Origin of the sequence: Methylotuvimicrobium sp. KM1 (assembly GCF_044788715.1) — a bacterium.
GTDB lineage: Bacteria > Pseudomonadota > Gammaproteobacteria > Methylococcales > Methylomonadaceae > Methylotuvimicrobium.
Genome location: NZ_CP173170.1, coordinates 4,393,349 through 4,416,249, shown reverse-complemented (window position 1 = coordinate 4,416,249; position 22,901 = coordinate 4,393,349). Strand labels below are relative to the sequence as shown.

At 52.9% G+C, this 22,901-nt stretch carries 18 protein-coding genes and 1 riboswitch; of the genes, 2 read left to right on the top strand and 16 right to left on the bottom strand.

What is annotated here, in order from left to right; translation table 11 throughout:
- Positions 1 to 209: 209 nt before the first annotated feature.
- On the bottom strand, positions 210 to 1,787 hold the full coding sequence (locus tag ACINK7_RS19185; RefSeq protein WP_404357788.1) for an inorganic phosphate transporter: 1,578 nt from the start codon (positions 1,785 to 1,787) through the stop codon (positions 210 to 212).
- A gap of 195 nt (positions 1,788 to 1,982) precedes the next feature.
- A riboswitch (TPP riboswitch) is annotated at positions 1,983 to 2,082 on the top strand.
- A 28-nt stretch (positions 2,083 to 2,110) separates the two neighbouring features.
- On the opposite strand from ACINK7_RS19185, the gene thiC reads away from it, so the two are divergent.
- Both thiC and ACINK7_RS19175 read left to right on the top strand, forming a co-directional pair.
- A complete protein-coding gene (gene thiC, locus ACINK7_RS19180; protein ID WP_404357786.1) occupies positions 2,111 to 3,979 on the top strand; it encodes a phosphomethylpyrimidine synthase ThiC in 1,869 nt (622 codons plus the stop codon).
- A 1,065-nt stretch (positions 3,980 to 5,044) separates the two neighbouring features.
- Positions 5,045 to 5,470 (top strand): BLUF domain-containing protein, encoded by a 426-nt coding sequence (locus tag ACINK7_RS19175; RefSeq protein WP_404357784.1) that lies wholly within the window; start codon positions 5,045 to 5,047, stop codon positions 5,468 to 5,470.
- Between the two features lie 561 nt (positions 5,471 to 6,031).
- On the opposite strand, the gene ACINK7_RS19170 is transcribed toward ACINK7_RS19175, so the two are convergent.
- From ACINK7_RS19170 to ACINK7_RS19100, 15 genes are all read right to left on the bottom strand, one after another.
- A complete protein-coding gene (locus ACINK7_RS19170) occupies positions 6,032 to 6,484 on the bottom strand; it encodes a hypothetical protein (protein WP_404357783.1) in 453 nt (150 codons plus the stop codon).
- Positions 6,485 to 6,718: 234 nt separating this feature from the next.
- Positions 6,719 to 7,945 (bottom strand): type II secretion system F family protein, encoded by a 1,227-nt coding sequence (locus tag ACINK7_RS19165; RefSeq protein ID WP_404357781.1) that lies wholly within the window; start codon positions 7,943 to 7,945, stop codon positions 6,719 to 6,721.
- A 1-nt stretch (position 7,946) separates the two neighbouring features.
- Positions 7,947 to 9,593 (bottom strand): GspE/PulE family protein, encoded by a 1,647-nt coding sequence (locus ACINK7_RS19160; protein ID WP_404357779.1) that lies wholly within the window; start codon positions 9,591 to 9,593, stop codon positions 7,947 to 7,949.
- Positions 9,594 to 9,605: 12 nt separating this feature from the next.
- Entirely contained in the window at positions 9,606 to 10,304 is a 699-nt protein-coding gene (locus ACINK7_RS19155; protein ID WP_404357777.1) for a hypothetical protein, read from the bottom strand.
- Positions 10,301 to 12,091 carry a hypothetical protein gene (locus tag ACINK7_RS19150; protein ID WP_404357775.1) on the bottom strand — a complete coding sequence of 597 codons (1,791 nt, stop codon included), beginning with the start codon at positions 12,089 to 12,091 and terminating at the stop codon, positions 10,301 to 10,303. The genes ACINK7_RS19155 and ACINK7_RS19150 overlap by 4 nt, the downstream gene beginning before the upstream one ends.
- 364 nt (positions 12,092 to 12,455) lie before the next feature.
- The gene (locus ACINK7_RS19145; protein ID WP_404357774.1) at positions 12,456 to 13,505 is read right to left on the bottom strand and encodes a type II secretion system protein; all 1,050 of its coding nucleotides are present in this window, start codon (positions 13,503 to 13,505) and stop codon (positions 12,456 to 12,458) included.
- Positions 13,506 to 13,513: 8 nt separating this feature from the next.
- A complete protein-coding gene (locus ACINK7_RS19140; RefSeq protein WP_404357772.1) occupies positions 13,514 to 14,272 on the bottom strand; it encodes a type II secretion system protein GspG in 759 nt (252 codons plus the stop codon).
- Positions 14,272 to 16,185 (bottom strand): hypothetical protein, encoded by a 1,914-nt coding sequence (locus tag ACINK7_RS19135; RefSeq protein WP_404357770.1) that lies wholly within the window; start codon positions 16,183 to 16,185, stop codon positions 14,272 to 14,274. The genes ACINK7_RS19140 and ACINK7_RS19135 overlap by 1 nt, the downstream gene beginning before the upstream one ends.
- 149 nt (positions 16,186 to 16,334) lie before the next feature.
- Complete coding sequence (locus ACINK7_RS19130; RefSeq protein WP_404357768.1) at positions 16,335 to 17,384, bottom strand: prepilin-type N-terminal cleavage/methylation domain-containing protein; 1,050 nt, start codon at positions 17,382 to 17,384, stop codon at positions 16,335 to 16,337.
- Between the two features lie 295 nt (positions 17,385 to 17,679).
- A complete protein-coding gene (locus tag ACINK7_RS19125; protein ID WP_404357766.1) occupies positions 17,680 to 17,877 on the bottom strand; it encodes a hypothetical protein in 198 nt (65 codons plus the stop codon).
- 194 nt (positions 17,878 to 18,071) lie between these two features.
- Positions 18,072 to 18,503 carry a tetratricopeptide repeat protein gene (locus tag ACINK7_RS19120; RefSeq protein WP_404357765.1) on the bottom strand — a complete coding sequence of 144 codons (432 nt, stop codon included), beginning with the start codon at positions 18,501 to 18,503 and terminating at the stop codon, positions 18,072 to 18,074.
- On the bottom strand, positions 18,500 to 20,284 hold the full coding sequence (locus tag ACINK7_RS19115; protein WP_404357763.1) for a hypothetical protein: 1,785 nt from the start codon (positions 20,282 to 20,284) through the stop codon (positions 18,500 to 18,502). The genes ACINK7_RS19120 and ACINK7_RS19115 overlap by 4 nt, the downstream gene beginning before the upstream one ends.
- Positions 20,285 to 20,685: 401 nt before the next feature.
- Positions 20,686 to 21,816, bottom strand: a complete 1,131-nt coding sequence (locus tag ACINK7_RS19110; protein WP_404357761.1) for a toxic anion resistance protein — start codon at positions 21,814 to 21,816, stop codon at positions 20,686 to 20,688.
- Positions 21,817 to 21,842: 26 nt separating this feature from the next.
- Positions 21,843 to 22,712, bottom strand: coding sequence for a 5-bromo-4-chloroindolyl phosphate hydrolysis family protein (locus ACINK7_RS19105; protein WP_404357760.1), 870 nt, complete (start codon positions 22,710 to 22,712; stop codon positions 21,843 to 21,845).
- The gene (locus ACINK7_RS19100; RefSeq protein ID WP_404357758.1) at positions 22,709 to 22,840 is read right to left on the bottom strand and encodes a hypothetical protein; all 132 of its coding nucleotides are present in this window, start codon (positions 22,838 to 22,840) and stop codon (positions 22,709 to 22,711) included. The genes ACINK7_RS19105 and ACINK7_RS19100 overlap by 4 nt, the downstream gene beginning before the upstream one ends.
- Positions 22,841 to 22,901: the final 61 nt, after the last annotated feature.

Here is a 22,901-nt window from a genome sequence, read left to right as displayed (position 1 = left end):
AGATAGTTAACCATAGCCAATGGGCTATGGAATTTAGGTGCTGGGTGAATACGTCCGTGTAGGCTTGGCGGCGGCGACCGATTGCCATGGATGGCATGAATGCAGATTTTGCAGGAGCAAAAATCTGCCCTGCCGCCGACACCTGTCAATCGAGCAACCGAACCTGCTTGCCTTTCATTAAAAATAAGGAAGTTATTTATGACCGAATCCTAAGGAAGCATGATTCCTCTGATCGTAAAAAACAATAAACCACCAAGTATTCCCGATAGAGGAACAGTAACCAACCATGCGGCGGCGATTTTATAGAGATGGGAGCGTTTGACAAGCTCTTGACGATAGACTTTTTTCAGCGATTTGCGTTCTTTTTTAGTGAGTAAGCTGGTGTCGGTGTGTAGTTTGGCTTGTCGTTTAAGCTCCTTGAGCATTTTCCCTTTTTTGGCGATGGATGCTTTTTTAAAGGCATTCAAAAATTCGGCGATTTTTTCAGGGTCGTTATGCTCGTGGTGAGCACGGATTTCTTCCATTCTTTTTGCATTGCTGTGTTTTAAATATTCCCGTAAAAAACCGACGCCGAATACAGCGCCGACTGCAGTATGAGTGGAACTAATGGGAAGACCCATCTGGCTGGCGAATATCACGGTAATGGCGGCCGACATCGCTATGCAAAATGCGCGCATTTTATCGAGTTCGGTAATTTCGCTGCCTACGGTTCGAATCAATTTGGGGCCGTATAGGGCAAGCCCTATCGATAAGCCGGCGGCGCCAAGTATCATAATCCAAAGCGGAATAGAGGCTTTATCGCTGACACCTTGCTGAAAAATCGCATCGTTGATGGCCGCGAGAGGGCCGACTGCGTTGGCGACATCATTGGCGCCATGCGCGAAACTCAATAGTGCGGCTGAAAATATCAAGGGATAAGTGAATAAATTATTCACGCTGGCCTTGCTAGGCTCCAGATTTGCGGAGGCCTTAACAATGCGCGGTTTGACGATAAGAAAAATGATAATGGCGAAAGCGAAGCTTATGGAGACGGCGATCGGGAAATTGATTTTAATGATTTGTTTCAGGCCTTTCATAATCAAATAGGTCGAAAAAGCCCAGGTCATCAATGCGATCAATACCGGGACGACCTTTTGCGCCGCTATTAGCATATTTGGTTGATAAGTGATTTTTCGCTTGACCACATATAAAAAAGCGGCCGAAAACAAGCCGCCCAAAACCGGCGAAATAACCCAGCTGGCTGCGATTTTTCCCATGACCGGCCAATTGGCGATTTCTATTCCGCCCGCGGCGATTCCGGCGCCTAAGACGCCCCCGACGATAGAATGAGTTGTCGAAACCGGCGCATTGAGCGAGGTCGCCACATTCAACCAAATTGCCGCAGCCAATAGTGCCGCCATCATCAGCCAGATAAAAGTATCGGAGTCGCGAATTAGTTGAGGATTAATGATGCCGTCCTTGATGGTCGTAACCACGTCTCCGCCGGCTATTAGCGTGCCGGAAGCCTCGAAAATTGCAGCAATGGCAATGGCGCCGGTCATCGTCAGCGCTTTCGATCCGACCGCGGGGCCGACATTATTGGCCACATCGTTTGCGCCGATGTTCAATGCCATGTAACTACCGAAAACAGCGGCGATAACCAGCATTAAGTGTCCTTCGACGTGTTCCTTATTGATTAAATAGAGAACCACCAAAAGTATAAAAGCGAGACCTAGGCTAAGGCGAATCAAGTCTTTACGAGCCGACGAACTGGCTTTGTTGATCTGATTGAGGTCGTTAAGATCCATGTAATATTTTTGTAACTAAAGAAAGCGCGCATTTTATCCTATTGATTGAGTCATTGCTGCTTTTCCAGGTGGATTTAATCGCCGTAGTCAGGAAAGATGTCATTCGGACCCTATAAAATACAGGGTATTTCTTTTCTAGCGTGGGTGTTTTCAGACTTGCAATCTTGATAATTATCCTTTAGTTTAGACACCATACCGTAAGGCTAGGGGTGCTCCGATGCGAATCGGGGCTGAGAAAAACCCTTTGAACCTGACTCCGGCTAATACCGGCGTAGGGAAGCCAACTTCCCTGCGCCTCGTTGATAATATTCCAGGAGAAAAGCGTGAGCGCAGTCCGCCAAGAAATTCCTTCAACTACTGTCAGTAGTGTCAAAATCGATCCTTATCCCGCATCGGAAAAAGTCTATGTACAAGGCAGTCGGCCTGATATCAAAGTGCCGATGCGCAAGATTACGTTATCCGATACTCCCGCGCATTTCGGTGCTGAAAAAAATACCCCCCTTTACGTTTACGATACCTCGGGTGTTTATACTGACCCTGACGTCGCGGTCGATTTAAGAAAAGGCCTGCCGGTGGTGCGTTCCGCTTGGATTGAAGAGCGTGGCGATACCGAGTTATTGTCCGGCCCGACATCAAAATTCGGACATGAAAGATTGCATGATCCCGAAACCGCGCATTTGCGTTTCGAGCTAATTCGCCAGCCAAGACGTGCCAAGGCCGGTGTGAATGTTTCGCAAATGCATTATGCGAGAAAAGGCATCATAACGCCGGAGATGGAGTACATCGCGATCCGCGAAAACCAAAAAATGGAAGAAATGCGCGATCTATGGAAAGATCAGCATCCCGGGCAATCTTTCGGCGCATCGATTCCCGATGTGATTACGCCGGAATTTGTACGCGACGAAGTGGCGCGCGGCCGGGCGATCATTCCTGCCAATATCAACCACCCCGAATTGGAGCCGATGATTATCGGACGCAATTTCCTGGTCAAAATCAATGGCAACCTCGGTAATTCGGCGGTAACTTCCTCGATAGAAGAAGAGGTCGAAAAAATGCTTTGGGGCATTCGCTGGGGCGGCGACACGATCATGGATTTATCGACCGGTAAAAACATCCATGAAACCCGCGAATGGATATTGCGTAACTCGCCGGTGCCGATCGGAACCGTGCCGATTTACCAGGCGCTGGAAAAAGTCGACGGCAAGGCAGAAGAGCTGACTTGGGAAATTTACCGCGACACGTTGATCGAGCAAGCCGAGCAGGGCGTCGATTATTTCACGATACATGCTGGCGTGCGTTTGCAGCATGTCCCGTTGACCGCCAAACGTATGACCGGAATTGTGTCGCGCGGCGGCTCGATCATGGCTAAATGGTGCTTGGCGCATCATACCGAAAGCTTCCTCTATACCAACTTCGAGGAAATCTGCGAAATCATGAAAGCCTACGATGTTTCCTTTTCGTTAGGTGACGGTTTACGCCCCGGGTCAATATACGACGCTAACGACGAAGCGCAGTTCGCCGAATTGGAAACTTTGGGCGAATTAACCAAGATCGCATGGAAGCATGACGTGCAGACGATGATCGAAGGGCCGGGTCATGTGCCGTTGCACATGGTCAAGATCAACATGGAAAAGCAGCTTGAAGACTGTCATGAAGCGCCATTCTATACCTTAGGTCCGCTAACGACTGATATCGCTCCTGGCTACGACCATATAACCTCGGCGATTGGTGCCGCGAACATTGGTTGGTACGGTTGCGCGATGCTATGTTACGTTACGCAAAAAGAACATTTGGGTTTGCCTAACAAACAGGATGTCCGCGAAGGTATCGTGACTTACAAGATTGCCGCGCACGCCGCCGATTTAGCTAAAGGTCATCCGGGCGCTCAAGCACGCGACAATGCAATGTCGAAAGCCCGCTTCGAATTCCGCTGGGAAGACCAATTCAACATCGGCCTCGATCCCGAGCGCGCACGGGAGTTTCATGACGAAACGCTGCCGAAACAGTCGGCTAAGATTGCCCATTTCTGTTCGATGTGCGGACCGCATTTTTGTTCGATGAAAATCAGCCAGGATGTGCGCGACTACGCGGCTCAAAAAGGGGTGAAAGAAGAAGAAGCCCTATTGATGGGAATGGAAGAAAAATCCAAGGAATTTCTTGAAGAAGGCGCGGCCATCTATCACGAAGTTTAAGCGTCGAAAACACATAAAAATGCCAAGGATGGCGCCCGGTATAAGTTTCCTCGTTCCCGCGCTCGCCGTTATACACAAATCGGTAAACTTGCTAAGCAGAGGTTATCGTATACTTGGAAGCGGTGCTGTTTGATAAATCTGCGGATATTGAACATCAGTGGCTTCGAAATCGCGACGAAGGCGTCGCTCCCACAAGGGGGCGGATGCTCTGTGGGAGCGATCCCCAGATCGCGATTTCGAAGTCGGGAACGTTGGGCGACAAAAAATGGTATCGAAGCCTCATTAGCTAAGATTGCAAAACAGTAATTTTTGACTTATGTATAACGATGAGCGCTCCAGCGTGGCAATGCACATACCGAGCTTTTCTCGGTAACAAAGGTATGAAGTCCTATCCATGGAGGCTTGACGGCAGCTCGAACGCAAAGGATGGCGTGTATTAGGGCACCAACAGTAGGCGCTTTAGGCGATGCAGGGCAGAAAAATGCTCCTGCATTTTCTGCGTTCATTACAACCATGTAACTCAGCAACTGCCGACGACTGCAAGGATGCAGGAGGTAGGGCGCCAACAGTAGGCGCTTTAGGCGACGCAGGGCAGAAAAATGCTCCTGCATTTTCTGCATTCATTACATCCATGTAACTCAGCAGTTGCCGAGGAGCAAAATATCTGCCCTGCTGCCGACATCCTCGCCAAGCCTGCTCCCCCACACTCTTTTTGATACCCAAATTGGGAATTGCTGACGAAACCCATAGATAAACGTGGGCGGTAGCGGTATATACTCATCGTAGATCAAAATTCGGCACCGGGGGCCCGTCAAAGGACGCCGTGAATACATCCATGTAGGCTCTATGCCAGCATCCATGCTGGCCCCTCACCTAGCGTTAGGTGAGGGGCCGAGCACCCCGGCGCCTCCTTAGGCACTGCCGAAATTTGAAGTGCGAAAGATATATGTCAATGATTTTGAGACACCAATCCATACTTTAAATAAGGGAATTCCTGGCAATGAGAAGAGTCCTGGGGTAAACTCGCCACTTGTTTGATGCGTTAAGTTGTAGCGAGAATTGTTAATGCCGCTTTATTGTTTGGTTTATACCAGCGTTTCAAGTCAGGAAATGTCCGATGACGACTTGAAAGCCTTGCTAAAAAAATCAAGAGAAAAAAATAAAAAATTAAATATTACCGGCATGCTGCTTCATCTCGATCCTTTCTTTATTCAAATATTGGAAGGCGAGGAAAAAGTAGTGCTGGACTCGTTTAACCGCATTAAAGAAGATTCAAGGCACCATAAGGTCTCGGTTATTTACAAGAAGCAAATTAAAGAGCGTGCTTTTTCAGATTGGACGATGGGCTTTAATAAAGTTAGCGATGAAGAGTTAGAGAGCCTTGACGGCTGTTTCGACTTTTGGGAACAATCAGCGCCTAATTTCTTGGCAGGAGCATCCGGCGAGATTGAGCGCTTGTTGGAAATGTTCAAAAATGAAACCCTGTTCTAGTGGATCTATTGCGAATGATAGACACATCCCATACCTTTTATTCTTAGACGGTTTTTCGATCACAAGGGAGTCGGCCATGCCGAAATTTGAAGTACGAAAGGTATAACATGATAGCCAATTTGCGCTGCTTGTCTTTCTGCATCAATTCCCGGGCGCTGTCGTTGTTGGCGGTGTAGAACGCATCCTTTTTCCCACAGCCCTCCGCTCATCGTTATACATAAGTCAAAAATTACCGTTTTGCAATCTTAGCTAATGAGTCTTCGATACCATTTATTGTTACTTAACACTTTCGACCTCGAGATCGCGATCTGGGGATCGCTCCCACAGAGCATCCGCCCCCTTGTGGGAGCGACGCCTTCGTCGCGATTTCGAAGCCACTGATGTTCAATATCCGCAGATTTATCAAACAGCACCGTTTCCAGGTCTACGATGACCTCTGTTTAGCAAGTTTACCGATACTTGTGTATAACGGCGAGCAGCCCTCCGTGGGAATGCATACTGATCTTGCATAGGCAGTCAAAGTATCGATCCCAACGGGTACCGTGGAAATATGTTCAACAATTATCTTAAAACTCGTATCGAACCGAGCATGCCCGTCTCGACCGTCACGCTGAGTCGCGTGATTTTATCGATACGAATCGCATTGTTGGGCTGCGACGGATCGATATTGAACTCGTCTCCCTCGCGTACCATGAAAGTTCCGACGCCGACGACTTCGAGCAAGGCGATAAACTCGTCATCCTGATTCAGCAAGCCTCGCAATTTCATATTGGGGATACGCATCGATTCGCCGGAAGGGACGAACCCGAACGTGCCATTCGTGTGTCCTGTCTTTGCTCCGACGGTTTCATACATCAACGCGCTGGGTGTAAATGGATCCCGAACCCATTGTTGAGATGCGTAGGCGGGTGGGTTTGAATGATAAGAGAGTTGGCGATTGTCAGCAAAACTGCTTGCGGAGTATATCAACCCGATGCCCAACGACAAACTGCAAATACGATATATTCTGTACATAATCATCTTCTTAAAAAATCTTGTGTTCCCACAAGAGTGTTTAAATACGCAGAACCTCACTGCTAGTCAGTTAGGCTATGTTTGCGTGAATAGTTGACATCTGTGCTCCGGGATGGACTCCCGGAGCACAGATGTCATGGATGGTGAGGGGCTTTCTCGTCCTTGTGGTCTTGATCCTGGCAATCCCTGTCGGTTTGACTTTATAGCTGTGACGCGTGCCATGTATTAGTACCGTCAGCGCCCGCCCGAAACGAGCGAAAACAACGCCTGAAAAAAAGCATAATAAACGAATCCGACCATGCTGCCGATTACCAGTATCATCGCCGGTTCGATCATTGCCGAAAGCCGCTTGATCGCGATCTCCATCAACTTTTCGTAATAAACGGCCAGCTCATGCAATACGTGATCGAGGCTTCCGCTTCTCTCGCCGACGGCGATCATCTGCACCACTAGCGGCGGTATTTTCGGATGATCGAGGCTGCTGGAAACATCGCGCCCTTCGAGTATCTTCGTGGACGTTTCCCGCAATTTATCCGAATAGACCCGGTTGCCGATTAAATTGGCCGTGATTTTTGTCGCATCGAACACCGTCACGCCGCTACGTAGCAAGATTGACAGCGCCCAAGACATCTGCGCCATCGAACCGTTTATTAACAGACTTCCCACCACCGGCAACCGTAACAGAACTTGGTCGACCCATAACCGGCCAAACCGGGTCTGGTACAGCAGCAATAGGACGGCAATCGAAACGATCAGAGTGCTGACGATAAACAATCCGTTGGCCCGAACGCTATCCGAAATATCGATCAACAACTGCGTCGATGGCGGTAATACTTTTCCCTTTCCTAACAAAAACTTGGCGAATTTCGGAATGATCTTGACGACCATGAAAGTGCCGACGCCGATCGCCGCCAGGATCACGACAACCGGATAAATCATCGCATTGATCATTTGCGCGCGTAGCGCCGCTTTTTTATCCAAATGGATCGCAAGTCTGTCCATGATCACATCGAGATCGCCGGTGCTCTCGCCGGCGACGACCAAATTCACCGCCATGTCCGGAAAAACCGCCGGATGCTTTTCCATCGCCGCAGACAACGACTGTCCGGCTTCGATATCCTTTAACATCAAACGAATGGTCAGATTGAGCCGGGGATTCGTCAATTGTGCCTTTGCGAGCTCGAGCGCTTGAGCAACCGGTAGGCCCGCGCGTAGCATGAACGACATCTGCCGGAAGAAAAAAATCAACGATGCATTGCTCACCGAACGCTGCGAAGCCAACCAATCGGAAAAGTTTTCCTGACCCAAAAAACCGGACCGATTGCGAGCCGGCTTCAATTCCATCGGGCGCAAGCCGCGTTGACGCAATAGCAAAGCCGCCGACTGGCTATCGTCGGCCTGTACTTGTCCAACGATCTCGGCGCCTCGTGCATCGAGTGCTGTATATGAAAACAGCGGCATCTCAGTTTGGCTCCTGCATGTCGCGAGATTTATGCACCGCGACGTTGCGCAGCTCATCCAGCGTTGTCAAGCCCAGTCGCACCTTGCGGCAGCCGTCCTCCCACATGAGCTTCAAGCGTTTGCCGGCGCCGGTTTCCAAAGCCTCTTCATCGGCGCCGCGCGCGACCATGCGCGCCAGTTGTTCATCGAACCACAACGTTTCGAATAAACCTAAACGACCGCGAAAACCGGTACCCTGACAAACCGCGCAGCCGACCGGCTCGAATAGCTCGAGACTTTCGTCTTCGGCACTCAGTTCAAGTAATTCGTCACGACTCGCGATACGGGGCTTGCGGCAATGCATGCATAGACGCCGAACCAGGCGCTGTGCGATCACCGCCGTCATCGTAGAGCCGATCAAAAACGGTTCGCAGCCGATATCGATCAGCCGCGTCACGGCACTGATCGCATTGTTCGTGTGCAGTGTCGAAAACACCATGTGCCCGGTCATCGCCGCCTTGACCGCGACATCGGCCGTTTCATGATCGCGAATCTCGCCGACCATCAGCACGTCGGGATCGTGTCGTAAAAACGAGCGCAAGGCATCGGCGAAGCCGATCTTCGGTCCCGTTTGAATTTGCGAGATGCCGTCGATCACGTATTCGATCGGATTCTCGACCGTCATGATATTAATATCCGGGCTATTGATCTCTTGCAACGCGGCACACAAGGTCGTCGACTTACCGCTTCCGGTCGGGCCGGTCAGCAAGATCATGCCGTAGGGTTTATGAATCGCCGTTCGAAATTGGTGTAAATCGTCGTCCAACATACCCAACTCGGTTAACGACAATCCGCCCGACTCCTGACCGAGCAGACGCATCGTGACACGTTCGCCCAAGCGGGTGGGTGCCGTCGCGACTCGGACATTGAACGCCTTGTCGATCGGCGGCGCCAGATGATACGAAAATCCGCCGTCCTGCGGCATACGCTGTTCGGCGATGTCGAGCCCGGATAAAACTTTCACGCGCGATACCAATGCGGGGGCAACCGCACCGTTTGCATCGACAGGATAATCCCGCAGCTTGCCGTCGACCCGAAGACGAACGCGTAGCCCCGCTGTCTCGGTCAGCAAATGAATATCCGAAGCGCGGTTGTAATAAGCCTCGCGCACTATCGTATCGAGCAAGGCGACTAAATCGGCGTCATCCGCAGTCGCTCCCGAGGCCGTTTCGACGCCTTTGCCGGCCAAAGCCTGTGTAATTTTGAGTTGCAACAACGACAAATCGGCCATGACAACCGGCAGCGCGAGACCGAGCAAACGCTGAATCGAATCGAGCATGCCTCGATCGCCCGGATCGGCGACGGCAAGCATCGTTCGGTCGTTATCGACAACCGGGAGTATCAGTTTGCGTCGCACCAAACTTGGTGGAATTTTCTTCAACAGTTGTCCGTCAATGGGCAACGCATTCAAATCGATGTAAGGCACGCCGCGTTGTTCGGCCACCGCACGGTATAGCGCCGACAGCGGAAAACGGTAGTAAGCCTGCACGGCACCGAGTACCGGAACACGCTGCCGGCGGGCATCAAGACGCAGGCGTTCGAGTACCGCCGGATCTATTAAACCGCTACGCATGCCCGCATCGATTAACTGTTCATCTGTCAATGCCACAAAATGTCCTTCCTATAAAGCCAACACCAATTCGCACACCAGCGTTTGCGGATAACCGGTAGGCGCGAGAGTCGGCAGTTTTTCGATCTTCAAACGCAAAACCGTGACTTGATAAGGCAGTTTGTCGAGCCCATGTATGAATTTTCTGATCGACACGAACGAGCCTTCCAACTCGATGCGTTGTAGTGGCCGATGAAACATCGTTCCGGGTGACATTCTATCGATCCAGCTGCTAGTCTCGGGCAAAATGAGCGGGGTTGTTTGTTTCGATTCGACGCCCCGGCGTTTTCTATTTTTCTTATTGTTCTTTTTACTCACGACGCCGGCTCGTTTCGCTGCCACTTTTAACGCTTCATTGACGCGAATCCGAACCTGCGAATCCCGGGCAAGCTGAGAGATGCTGACGATCATTTCCTGCGAGTCGAACGGAGCCAACCGAGTTTCCAATGCCTCGAACTGAGCGCGCACAAGTACGATCGCCCGCTCCCGGTCTTCGAGTTGTTCGATTAGCTTATCGGCGTCTTCGATCGGCTCATCGGGAATTCTAGCCTTCAGCAAGCGGTTTTCGGTCGCTTCTGCGCTTTTTTGCATCGCGGCGATGGCTTGGTTGGTTGGCCAAAAACGGAATACGCCATATCCGCCGCCGACGATGACGACGATCGACAACGCTATCAACAGTTGTTCGCGATTGTTCAAACGGGGTATTTTCACGACTGGCCCGCCTTCTGTTGAAGCTGCGAGATGCGATCTGCCTGTACCAATTTGACCAACCGCATCGAAACGGTGAAACCGTCGAGATTGAGCGGACCGGCCCGGCTCGTCACATGCGCGTCCCGGACCTCCAATTGCCAGGGCGCGATCGCTTCCTTCATTTTTTGAATGAATGTTTGCGCCGCCGCTTCGGAAATCGCCCATGCATCGAGATGAAAGCTTTCCACTTCGACACGCTTGTCTTGCGCTTCGGAAGGCGAGATTGGCGCGGGAACCGTATTGCCTCTTTTCGACGTTTCGTCAATGGCGACAACGATCACCTCGTCGGTCACCGCAGTCTGTAACACGCCCAAAACGCCTTGAACAAGCGAGGTCCGTTGAGGGGCAGCATTGCTGTAAAAATCCAACATCGCTTCGAGATGCGCCAAATCGGCTTTTTTCTGAGCCAATGCTTGTTTCCGTTTGCCGATCTCCTGGATTTGGGCATTAATGCGCTTTGTCGCCTCATCGACGACTTTCCAGCGCGCATCGACATCTTGCTTGCGCGTTTCCACCGAACTCTTGCGAATCATCAGCGAGACTTCGGATGTCCCGATCGACAGCAGCAACACCACTGCCAACGCAGCGCCGCGGACCTCGATTCGCTGCGTCAGCGGCGGCAGCGGCCCGTCATTCCGCACGCCGATGCAGCGTTCGTCGCCGGCAAAGCCGAACGCGTGCCTCGCCGCACCGACCATGCCAGGAGAACAAGCCGTACCGATGGCCGGATCGGTGATGATCTCAACCTCGATTTCGAGCATCTGCCGCATCTCCTGCGCCAAAGCATGCGCGTCGTCGTGCCAGCACGCCAACCATACCGGTTCGTTTGGCGCGCCATGCAAGGCATGATAATTTTCCAGACAAATTTCAAGGGGCGTCTTCGTAACGTTTAAATACTGACGTTGCTCGGCGATGCGCCCGGCATGCAGCCGCATACCGTAAGTCATGCCGCGATGCGACTCCAGAATCAACTCCGAAGACGGGTTTTTCGGCAGCAGCGTCGTGCTGCAACCGGTCAGTGGATACAGCGCCTTCAGTTTCACGCCTTGACGGGCAAACACGTCGATCCAGCGCTGCAACAAAGACTTGTTGACACAACTAACCAACCAACTGAATGTGCCCGGTATGTCCTCCACCGGTCCTTGAACCGCCCAACCGCATTCGATCGTCTCGTCGTCCGATTTAAGCCATTCCTGACCGGTAAGACAAGCATTGAGTTGACTGCGCTTGATATAGCCCAATTCCTCGGCCAAATCGCCGAAACGGCGCAACGAAAACTTGTCGGACAACGCCAAACCTCCGGCTTTATTCGGTTTGCCTTGCTGTAAATCCATCACCGCTTGCGCTTGTTCTTCGGTCATGTAGCCCTGTCCGACCAGCAAATGCCCGACCGACCAACGCGTCATGTGCTGCACCAGCAACGGCTCGACCTCCCAGCGCACCAATTCCATCATCTGCTGAATCGGCCTGGGTTTTTTCGGATTGACCGGCAACTCGACCAGTGTCGACAACACCGCAGGAGACAGCAAAACCGCCGAACCGCCTCCATGCCAGCCGTCGTTTTTCAACGCGGCAATTAAGTCGGCGACCGCATCGGCCATATCCACCTGCTCGATTTTAGCCTGATGCAACACCACGACCTGCGTACCGGAGCGGACCAATACTGCGCCGCGTAGAGAAAAACCGTCGGTTTCGCAGACCAGCAGTTGGGAAGGCTTGCCAAAAGGCAATAATTTACTGAACTTCATTAGCTAAACTCTTATGGATTTCCATTTATGCGCTTTAGGGTGCAGTGGTTCCTGGAACCAGGGCATGTGACCTCGATACCAGCGATTGTTGCCTCATCTACTCCGACTTCGAAATCGCGATCAAGGGACCGCTCCCACAAGAAATTCCAACCTCCAGGACACCCTGAAGGACATCAATATATACCTTTCGTACTTCAAATTTCGGCAGTGCGGGAGGAGGCTTCGGCGTGCTCGATAAAGGCTTTGCCAGCATGGAGCTGGCATAGAGCCTACATGGACGTATTTACGGCGTCCTTTAACGGGCACCCCGAGGCCGAATTTTCATCTACGATGAGTATACATGTCCTCATCGGTTGGCCGAAACTTACTCAATGACCCAATCCAAGTTCAAATGCAAAGCCTGCCGGGGAACAACAGAAAAAATCCTGGCATCATCTTTACTAATAGACTCGGTGCTGCAACCTTCACTCCCTCCGTTCCCCAAAAAAGCCGTATATTCATCATCAGTCCCAGAATCACTATCATGATCCCACTTGTCACATGCGACTACATAAGGCCGGCTTCCAATCGCAATGGGACCGGAAGAAGTTGTGAAATTAAAATCTTTAATGACAATACTGTTCACAGGAATTTCACTCGGTGAAAGTTCTACAGAATCGCTTTCCGCAAGCGGCGAACTGAAATCGTTACCGTAAACCAGCAAAACCACATCCTTGGTAACACCAACTTCTGGAACATCGACACCGCTCTGGTTTTTAAAAACCACATTTACCTTAAATGGCAAATTAACTCGCCAGTCGTATTCAGTAATCAATTCCTTTGGTTTATCCTCATCATTTTCGGCGTCTATATCGCCTGCCGGATATTTTTGAGTTCCATCCGGACCATTACTTTGTAATCGGACGCTAAGGGCGGGCGGTTCGTATGCGGCATCATCTGTATCACGTCCCTCATCATCGTAAATCTCCCAATTCCAACCAAAGTTTTTATCGTCTCCATCATTGCCGTAACCATCGCGAAAACGTCGCTCCCCGTCGCGGTCCGGTAGCACTTGAATATAGGGTCCTCGCCATCCGAAGGCCAACCCCGTTGTGGGGTCCATAGACCATTGCGTTAACGGATTGGCAGGGTCGTCGCAATCGAATGCTTCTAGTAGTTCACGTAAACACCCCGGCAACCGCTCCATGTCCGCGACAAAGCCGCTGATTTCCGGGCTGCCGTTGACGGTACGGGTCGGGTCGCCGACGATGGCCTTGCGAATGATTTCCATGCGGCGCTTGGTTTCGTCGTACTTAGCCTGATCTTCCACGCCTTCGGTCAACATCAAACCAGCCGAAGCCACCAGCGCCATCAGGAACAATACCAACACCATTTCCAGCAGCGTGAAGCCGGACTCATTATCGCGTGGCGGCACGAATACTCTCATCGAAACAAACACAATACCAAATCATCTTCGCGAGGTTTACACCAATCGGCCTTATCGACATCGGCATAATTCACTTCGGAATCCAGCCGGCCATTCGCCCCCAAACTCACCAGCCGCGCCACATTCGCGGGCAGGGTATAAATATCGCTATCGAAAGCGTCGTCATCGGTGCTTAGGCAATCATATTCGCCATCGACGAAGGCATAATTCGCGCCGCTCTTCCGGCAACGATAATAAGCCGGATAAGCCAATTCGGGATCGAGCAAACTATAACGCCGCCCCCAAGGATCGGTTAAACCTTGCTCGTTAATATAAGGCCCGTGCCAACCGCGCCGGGTATCCGGGTTCCACAGTTTGCCGGTGTGCGCGCTATCGGTTTCGTCGTATGGAAACCGGTGCAGCATGCTCAAACCGCTGTCTTGTTGTTCGGATAAGGCGTTTCGGCACCAGACATGATAATCGATCGCATTCGGTGTAGCGGGCAGACCGGCAAAGTTCAGTTCAGTCATGTTATCTTTATTCGTCTGATAATCCCCCGCACGATACACCCAGCACGGCAGTTCGCGCGTGTCGCGCCGAAACTGCAATAAGGCCTTTCTGATTTCGGCCAGTTCAAAGCGGGCGAGACTGTCTTCGCCGTCCTCTTGCACGCCTTCATAGGCCAATAACGCGCCACCGGCCAATACCCCCAGCAATGTGATGACGGCCAGCAGTTCGAGTAAGGTGAAACCTGTGTTATAAGTCAATCGCCGCATCAGCGTTCTCCGTACAAGCGCACGGCTTGCGTGCGACCGGCTTTCAGCAGCAGCTCGGCCCACAATTTACGCAAGCTCGGCTCGTCGGGATTGAGTTTCACCGCTTGCGCGGCATACGCCAACGCCTGGCCCGGCTCGCCGCGATACGCCAGCAGCCGGGCGTATTCGCCCAACACCCGCGCCTTGCGGCCGCCGCGTAATCTCGGATTTTCCAGCATCGCGGCATACAGCGGCAACAGCGTTTCAATCGACAAGCCTTGTTGTTCCCGCAAGCGTTTGGCGGTTTGGCCGTACAACAAGCCGACCGCGTTGATCGACAAGGGCGGCTGCCGCAAACGTTCGGTCAAGGCGCTCAATAACGCCGGATTCGCCGCTTTGCCTTCCAGCTCATCTAGTCGCAAGGACAAAATAGGCCCGGCCAAATAATAATCATCGACGGCTTGCAAGCCGGCGAACAAGCCGCGTAAAAAGCTTTGTAACTCGCGCATGTCCGGCGTGTCCTCGCCTTTCGCTCGGCGCTGCTCCAGCGCCGCCAACAACGCCTCGCCGAACATCCCGGCGGTGCGTTCGCAGCGCGGATGGTTCTCCCAACTGGTTTGCAGCAAACTCAAACTGCTTGACCATACGGCGGCGCGCGCGGCGGTAGCGTAACCGCAGACGCTCAGCAACACCGCCGCCAGCGCCGAGGCGCCGATACGCGATGATAGCGGCGAGCGCGACCAGCGCCATAAACGCGGATGCGTTAGGTAATAAGCCAGCGTCAACAGCAGGCCGTAAGCGGGTAAATAATTGCGGTGTTCGTAAATCATGTCCAGCGCCACGATGCTCGATTCCATGGCGTGACCGATCAGAAAAAAAACGATCCCTAAGCTGAACAGCGGCGCCTTTCGCCGGGCGATGACGGCTAACAACAGCATCAGCCACCAGCCCAGCCAAGCCAACAAGGTAGTCATCGGCGCGGTCAAACCGGTGGACAGCAGAAAATCGTCGTGAAACAAGCCCATTTGGCGAATATCCGGCCACAGCAACAGTCGGACATAAAACCACAATGCCCGGCCTTGCGTCAGCACGCGCTCTTCGAAGCTGAACGGGCGATTGGCGAATGCCGCGCCCAAACCGCCGGGCTTGAACGTGCCTAGGTACGCCAATGCCGCCACGACGGACAACAACAGCAGCGCCGCGCACACGCCGATCAACCCGCGCCGGGCGCGTGGCGTGCGGCAGGCAAAATCAAACAACAGCGCTTCCAGCAACAGCGCCAGCAACGGCAACAAAGCGCCGTTTTCCTTGCTCAACGCCGCCAGCGCGGTGCCGCCGATCAGCCCCACGGCCAACCAGAGCCAGCCGCTCGGCGAGCGGCTATCGGCCAATAAGCGCGTGCGGCCGGTCAAATAGGCCAACAAGCCGCCGATGGTAAACAACGCTGCCAACTGCGTCATGCGCTGCACGACATGCAGCACCGGGCTCAGATTCAGCGGATGCCATAGCCAGAGCGCCATGACCAACACGCTCAGCCACTCCCGGCGCGTCGGTGACAGCTCGGCGGCCTGACGTTGTTGATAAACAGCCAATAGCCGCCAGGTTAAATAGCCCAGGCTGAGGCCGGTCAACAAATGCAAAATGAGATTGGTGAGTTTGAAATAATACGGGTCGGCGCCGGTGGCGGCATAATTCAGCGCGAAGCTCAACATGCTGACCGGACGCTTCAAGGGCCCCGCGTCGCCCGACCAGGTCGCGGCGATAATGGCTTGGCTATCGAAGCCGTGCAGGTCGGAAAACGCGGGGTTGTTAAAAATATTCGGTTGATCGTCGAACAGCAGCGGCCCCGACAAACCGGGCAGATACAGCCATGCCGTCGCCAGCAGCAGGGCGAGAGCGGTCAATAGCGGGTATCGGTTACAGTGGTCGGGCATGGTTATTCGATGATCTTGGGTTACTCGTTCCCACGCTCCCGCGTGGGAATGCATACCGGGGCTTCCATGGCAACATAAGCCTCTTACCGCTACTCAGCCTCGGTATGGGTTCCCACGGAGGGCCGTGGGAACCCGAAGAGAGCTACGCCTTAGTCGCGAGTCGCGTCGGCGATGTTCATGTCGATCGTGTTGCCTTCTGTGTCGATGAAGCCCAACAGACGTGGACGCGCCAGGAAATCTTCAGCTTGTAAATCAGTTGCCCGTGCGGTATTGGTACCATCATCTTTTGGGCCTTTCGCCAACAAGAACAGGCCGATGTAACGCGCATATTGATTAGCCGGATTGACGTTTTTACTGGTGTAGGTTGGGGCTTGAACCACGCCGGCCGAGGAATCGACGGTGCTTTGCGCCGCGTCGCCGCCGAAACCGACCGCCAAGACCAGGTTACAACGCTCGGTGCTCAAGGCGTCGTTGATGGAGTTGATGACGAGCGGATCAGCAGTGTCGTCGGCTGTGCCATTACCATTTACATCGCCCCATACGTTTGCTAACGCCTCCCCACCTACTGTACAACCTAAAGTGCTACTGTTGTCGTCATTGAATGCATCCGAAGCTAACACAGAAATATATGTAACATTGCCACCAAAGTCATCGAATTCAGTTTCGAGCGCGCCGTTACCATTTTCAGGCGGGTTGGTACCTTCATTATGCGCACGGTTCGGTTCGACCTTACCATTTCCGCCAATACCGTTACCTAAAACATGCTGAATTTCATCAAAGCCGAAGCGTTCCACGAAAAAATCTTCCATGAAATCATCTGTGACTGTGCCGGTGCCATAAACGCCTTCCAATGCCGTCCGCAGATCAAGACTGCCTAAAATATTCTGAAGGTTTGAAGGAATAAAATCCTCATCACCATTAAAGTCCACACCTGCCGGTCGATTCGCAGTTACCGGATCCGCCAAGTTATCCCATTGGTTCGGATAAGCGCCGGTGACGGCCCGGTAAGCACGCACGCCTTGATCGAGCGCGCCGATGGTGTTGGCCGCGCGCGAGGATTGTGCTTTTTCGTCGGCGCCGTCGTAGGCGACCAGCGCGCCGGTGGCCAGAATCGCCAGCAAGGTGACGACCACCAGCAATTCCAACAAGGTAAAACCGCTTTGACCGGCGGCTCGGTGGGTTAAGGTTTGTGTTTTCATTAATTAAGCCTCTCTTTCAGTTGTGTCGTCATACCGCAACCGCCGCGCGCGGTCTGTTGGCGTCTTGTGTTTGGTCCCGCGCATCGCGGGTTTGCAAAAATTCGATGCGACTCGCTCGCACTCGTTTGTTATTTCGTTCCCACGCTCCTGCGTGGGCCTGTGCCCGCCGGAGGCAGGGTAAATGCATACCGGTGCTTCCGTACCGGCATGAGTTTCGTGCCTGTACTCGGCCTGGGTATGGGTTCCCACGGAGGACCGTGGGAACCAGAGTAACCAGGCGCATCCGGTGCTCCGCTCAGCCTTGTACCGGGCTGTCCACGACAAAGCGGTATTGCTTGCCGCAGTGCAGGATGACTTCTTTCTGCTTGCGCTTCAGGATTTTGACCTCAACCCGAATGTCGCCGAATCCGTCATGCAGCAATACGTCGTCGAGCAGTTCGTTCAGTTTGGCTTTGACGGGTTCGGCAAAGATACCGGTGTTTTGTGCTGTCATTTTTCCTTCCTCTTGTTCTCGCTGCCGCACGTTTCGGTCTTGCGTGGGCAGGTTTTCTATTGTTGTCTTCTATGGCTCCTCGTTCCCACGCTCCGCGTGGGAATGCAGACCGATGCTTCCATACCCTTACTAGCCTCATACCAGTACTTGGTCTCGGTATGGGTTCCCACGGAGGACCGTGGGAACCAGGGGGGCTACGGCACTTGCAGCGCCAGTTTGTAGCCGCTCTGCCTGGCCTGTTGAAGCCAGTAGATCGCTTGTTCGCGCTGGTCCGGGTCGTCGCTGAGCGAATAGATGCGGTACAGCATGTATTGTGCATGGGCGTGGCCTTGTCTCGCCGCTTTATCGAACCATTGCGCGGCTGAAAACAAATCGCGCTTCCCCCCGAGTCCCATATAATGGAGTTCGCCGACCAATGCTTGGCTGTTCGCGTCGCCCCAGCGCGCCGAGCGGTGACACCAGTCGAACGCTTTCGCGAAGTTGATGCGGCGTAATTTGTCGCCGTAACGGTACGCATAGCAGTTTTCGGCTGCGATGTCGGCTTCCGAGTCCAGGCCGAAATGCGCGCAGCCGTTTAGCATCAAACAAAGCCAAGCGATAAGAAGCGTTTTCAATCCGGTCGTCATAAGTCCGACTCTCTCAATTTGGCCGGCGCGCAATATTCGCCGCATTCGGGCAAAGCCGGCTTGCTGCGTTCCGGCAGCGTGTCCGGTTTGTAGGCCGCGTCCGGCGCGTATTGATGGTATTGCCGGGTCGGATCGTAAGTTTCCCGCGCGTCGCCTTCGTTCAGGATGTACGGCGTGATTAGCAGCACCATTTCGGACTTGCTGTCTTCGTCGACCGTCGACCGGAACACGTTGCCGATTATCGGTATGTCGGCCAGAAACGGTACCTTGCGCCGGTTTCTCGAAAAGCTGTCGCGGATCAAGCCGCCGACCGCGACCGTATAGCCGTGTTTGGCGAAGATTTCGCCTTCCAGCCGCGCAGTCGTGATCGTGTCGACCGGCAGGTTGACGACGCCGCCGGTGTTGTCGGTGACCGGTATCACCGCCGCGCCTTCGTTCAATGTCGCGTTTTCCTGTTTCAATTGGATATGTATGCTGCCGTCGCTGTTGATATGCGGAATAATTTCCAGCGTCGTGCCGATTTCTTCCAATTCGGTTTCCGGCGTCGTCACCGTGCGCGTCGTATTCAGATTGTCGATCGCGTCGATCGAATAGCCCCTGACCATGATTCTTTCTTCGCCGACGAACAAGGTCGCCGGACGGTGGTTCGACGCGACCAGCATCGGTTTCGAAACCACATTGATGCGGTTATTGCGTTCCAGCAGTTCGATGTTTGCCTTGATGTTTTCGCTGAGAAACTCGTAAATCAATGTGCCTCCGCCGGTGAACGGCGCCGCGCCGCCCATGATGATCGGATTCAGGCTATCGCCGCTGAACGCGGTGTCTCTGAACTCGAGGCTAAATAACGACGAGAAGTCTTCGCCGACTTTGATGTCGATGATTTTCATTTCCAGCATCACTTGTGTTTGCGGGCGGTCCAGTTGCTCGACCAGGCTCGCGATCGATTTCAGCACCGATGTGTCGCTGGTTTTGACGATCAATAGGTTGTGTTCGGTATTGACGGTCACAAAAATGATCTTGTTTAATCCCGAGATTTGCGATAGCCGTTCGCCTTCGACTTGTTTGCCGCCGTCTGCGGACAGGGCTTCGATCTGTTCGACCGTCAAGTCGTCGGGCAATTGTTCGCTTTGCGTCAGCGACATGCCGAAGCGTCCGCCGCCCGAGCGCGAATTGCCCGAAAAACCGCGTCCGCCGCTGCCTCCGACGCGACCGCCGAAGCGGTTGGACGATCGGCCGCCGCCGCCGAAACCGCCGCTACGACCGCCTCCACCGAAGCCTCCCCGTCCACTGGAAGATCCGCCGAAGCCGCCTCCCATCATCATGCTGTTGCCGTAAGACACTTGGACACGGTTGCCATACAAATCCTCGATCGCCATCGCGATCGCGATCACATTCGGATTGCGCAATTGGAATACGCGGATCGAGTCGTCTTGTCCGACGATCAGGTCTTTGCTGTATTGTTCCTTGGTCATCAAACGGTAGGTGCCGTTGACGCCGTCGTCGCGCCGATACCACAAGCCGCTGATACGGCAGATCGCGCGTATCGCTTCTTCGAGTGTTACTTTTTTTAAAAACACTGTCACTTCTTTGTTACCGGCTTCCGGTGTCGCGACGATGTTGACCTGCGCATCCTCGGACAGCACCCGGATGATGTCGGTGACTTTTGAGCCTTTGAATTCCAGTTCCTGTATCTCGAAAGGCATTGCGAAAGCGGCCATCGGTAAGAGCATGCATAGCAGCATGATGCCGATGAACTTGATGTGTTTGTTCAATCTGTTCAATAACACTCTTTAGAAACCTTGCTGCCTATTTCTGTTATTTTCATAAACGACCAGCCAGGCAAATACTAACCGCACAGTGGGGCCCTCCCCCATAAGGGCGCATAGTGTATGTCAGCGCTATCTCACTTGTCTTTAGGAATAAATCCCGAATATTCGCGCCGCTGATTCCTGGCGTTTTTGAGGATAAAGTCTCGTTATTCAGATTTAGAAGAACTTGAGATTAGATCGACAGTAGGCGGGAAACGATCAGCGCAGTAGGCTGTGTTGAGCGTAAGCGATGCGCATCGGGCTGGGGTTGTGAAGGGGGCGGTATGTTTACGCTTCGGTAGCGGCGTGTGACTCATGGCTGTGTTTGGCGCGGGTATGGGTTCCCACGGAGGACCGTGGGAACCAGGGAACACTCAGCTCGCAGTCTTACTCTGAGCAGAACTGAGTGTTTTGCGTAGTTCATCTTCGCATTCCTGCAGTTGAACGACCGCTTCGCTGCGCATTTTTTTGCCTTGATCGGCAATTTGTAGGCTTTCTTCGATCGTCTCGATCAGGGTGCGATTGGCTTGTTTGATCGTTTCAATATCGAATACGCCGCGTTCGATTTGTTTGCGCGTCTCGGCGTTGGCTTGCTTGAGCGTTTCGGCGTTGGCGGTCAGTAAGTCGTTGGTCAAGTCGGTCGCCGCTTTAACGGTCTGCGCGGCTTGAGACGAGCGGAATATGGTGACGGCGGTCGCCAATTGTTGACGCCATAACGGCACTGTGTTGACTAACGTTGAGCTGATTTTGCTGACTAGACCTTTATCGTTCTCTTGTACCAGGCGGATGCTGGGTAGGCTTTGCATCGAAACCTGGCGGGTCAGGCGTAGGTCGTGAACGCGGCGTTCGAGATCGTCGCGGGCCGAGCGCAGGTCGCGCAGTTGTTGCGCGGCGATGATTTCTTGTCCGGCTTCGGCTTGTTGTTGCCGTTGCGGAATGATTTCTTCATCGAGCCTGCGTAATTGTTCTTCGCCGGCGGCGATATAATCCTCGAGCGTGTGAAAGTATTCCAAATTGGCTTGATAGAGCCGGTCGAGCGATGTGATGTCGGTGAGTAGATCGGTTTTGTGGCGCTCCAGCTTGTCGCTGATCGTATCGATTTGTTTACGGACTTCTTCGTATTGCTGCAAAAACTTGACGACAGGCTTGGCTTTGCCGAAGAGTTTCGCCATAAAGCTCGGTTTTTTGTTCGGGTCGAGGTCGTCGACATCGAAGCCGCGTAGTGTCGCGACCATTTCATTGAGGTCGTTGCCGGCCGGGCCGATGTCTTTGTTTTTAACGCCATCGAGCATGCGGTCGGAAATCGATGTTAGTTGTTCTTGGGCCTTGCTGCCGAAGAACAGTATCGAATGAGTATCGTTTATGTCGATTTCTTGTAGCAATTGTTCGACTTGTTCCCGTTTTTCCGGCGGGGCGGCTTGATAGGAAATGATGTCTGTCGACATTCCGGGAATCGGCTCGTTCGATTCTGTTGCGGTCGCTGTAGATAAGGGTTGATCAGTCATGGGGGTACCTGTGTTGTCAGAAAGCATTACAGTATGCCTTCCCGTTTGAGTTGCGCAGTCAATACTTCGATTTTGACATCGAGATCGAAAATGTCGTCTTCAAGCAGTTTTTGCTGTTGTTCCAGAAACGATGTTTCGATCGTTTCGAGAACATTGCGAAAGCTTTGTTCCAATTGGGCGGGTTCTAGTTGGCCGAGTTGGAGTTGACTATGCGTTTTGGCATAACCTTCGGTGACTTGCATCGCGCCGTCGAGATAGACATTGAGAAATTTTCGGGCTCTTCGAAAATCGCGCGGATCGGCTTCGATTTGGGCGATTATGTTGTCGGCGATTTCGCAGATTCGTTCGATGCGGTTATTGAATTCGTGATTGCGGATTTTGCTGCCGGCTTGCTCGATACGCCGAATCATGGCGTGAGATTCGGCAAGCGCTTTTCCGAGTTCTTCGCCCGAATAGCCCTGAGCGCCTTGTGTGCTTTTGGCTTTGGGATCGAAACCGTAACTTAAAAACATGCCCAAAAACGCTCCGCCTGCATAGGCTGCGGCGACCGGTAAGGTTTGTCGTGCGCCGAGCCAGGCAAGCATGCCTGTCGTCAATGCGGTAATGATAGCGGCAAGCAATTTTAATGGATATTTCGTAGGTGAGGCCATCGGTCTTTGTCGATGGCGTGTTTCGGCTTGAATCCCTTTACGCAGGCACCAGGCCGAGAATAGATACAAGGTATAAGCCGTGGCGTTGACGAGGATCGTGGTCAAATTGCCTTTGGCCAGCGCAATTATGATTGCCGGCAGTAGTGCGATCGGCAGAAAATAGAGCAGCAAGCCCCTTGGTGAGTATTTTTGCAAGGAGTCCGAGCTAAAGCGCTTGGGCTTTCGAAAGTTGTGGCTTTGCGTCATTGTTTGGACTGCGATAGCATTAGTTGGCCGAATACAGGTTCGGCTTTCAGCATCGATTGACACGTTGCCAAGCCTATTGTTGTCAGCAGCAACACGAATCCGAGTAATTTTCTGAAGAAACCTGACATGAACAGCGACTCCGCATGGGTAAACGGCATCAGTTTAACTTAGCCGGTAAGTTGCTGACAA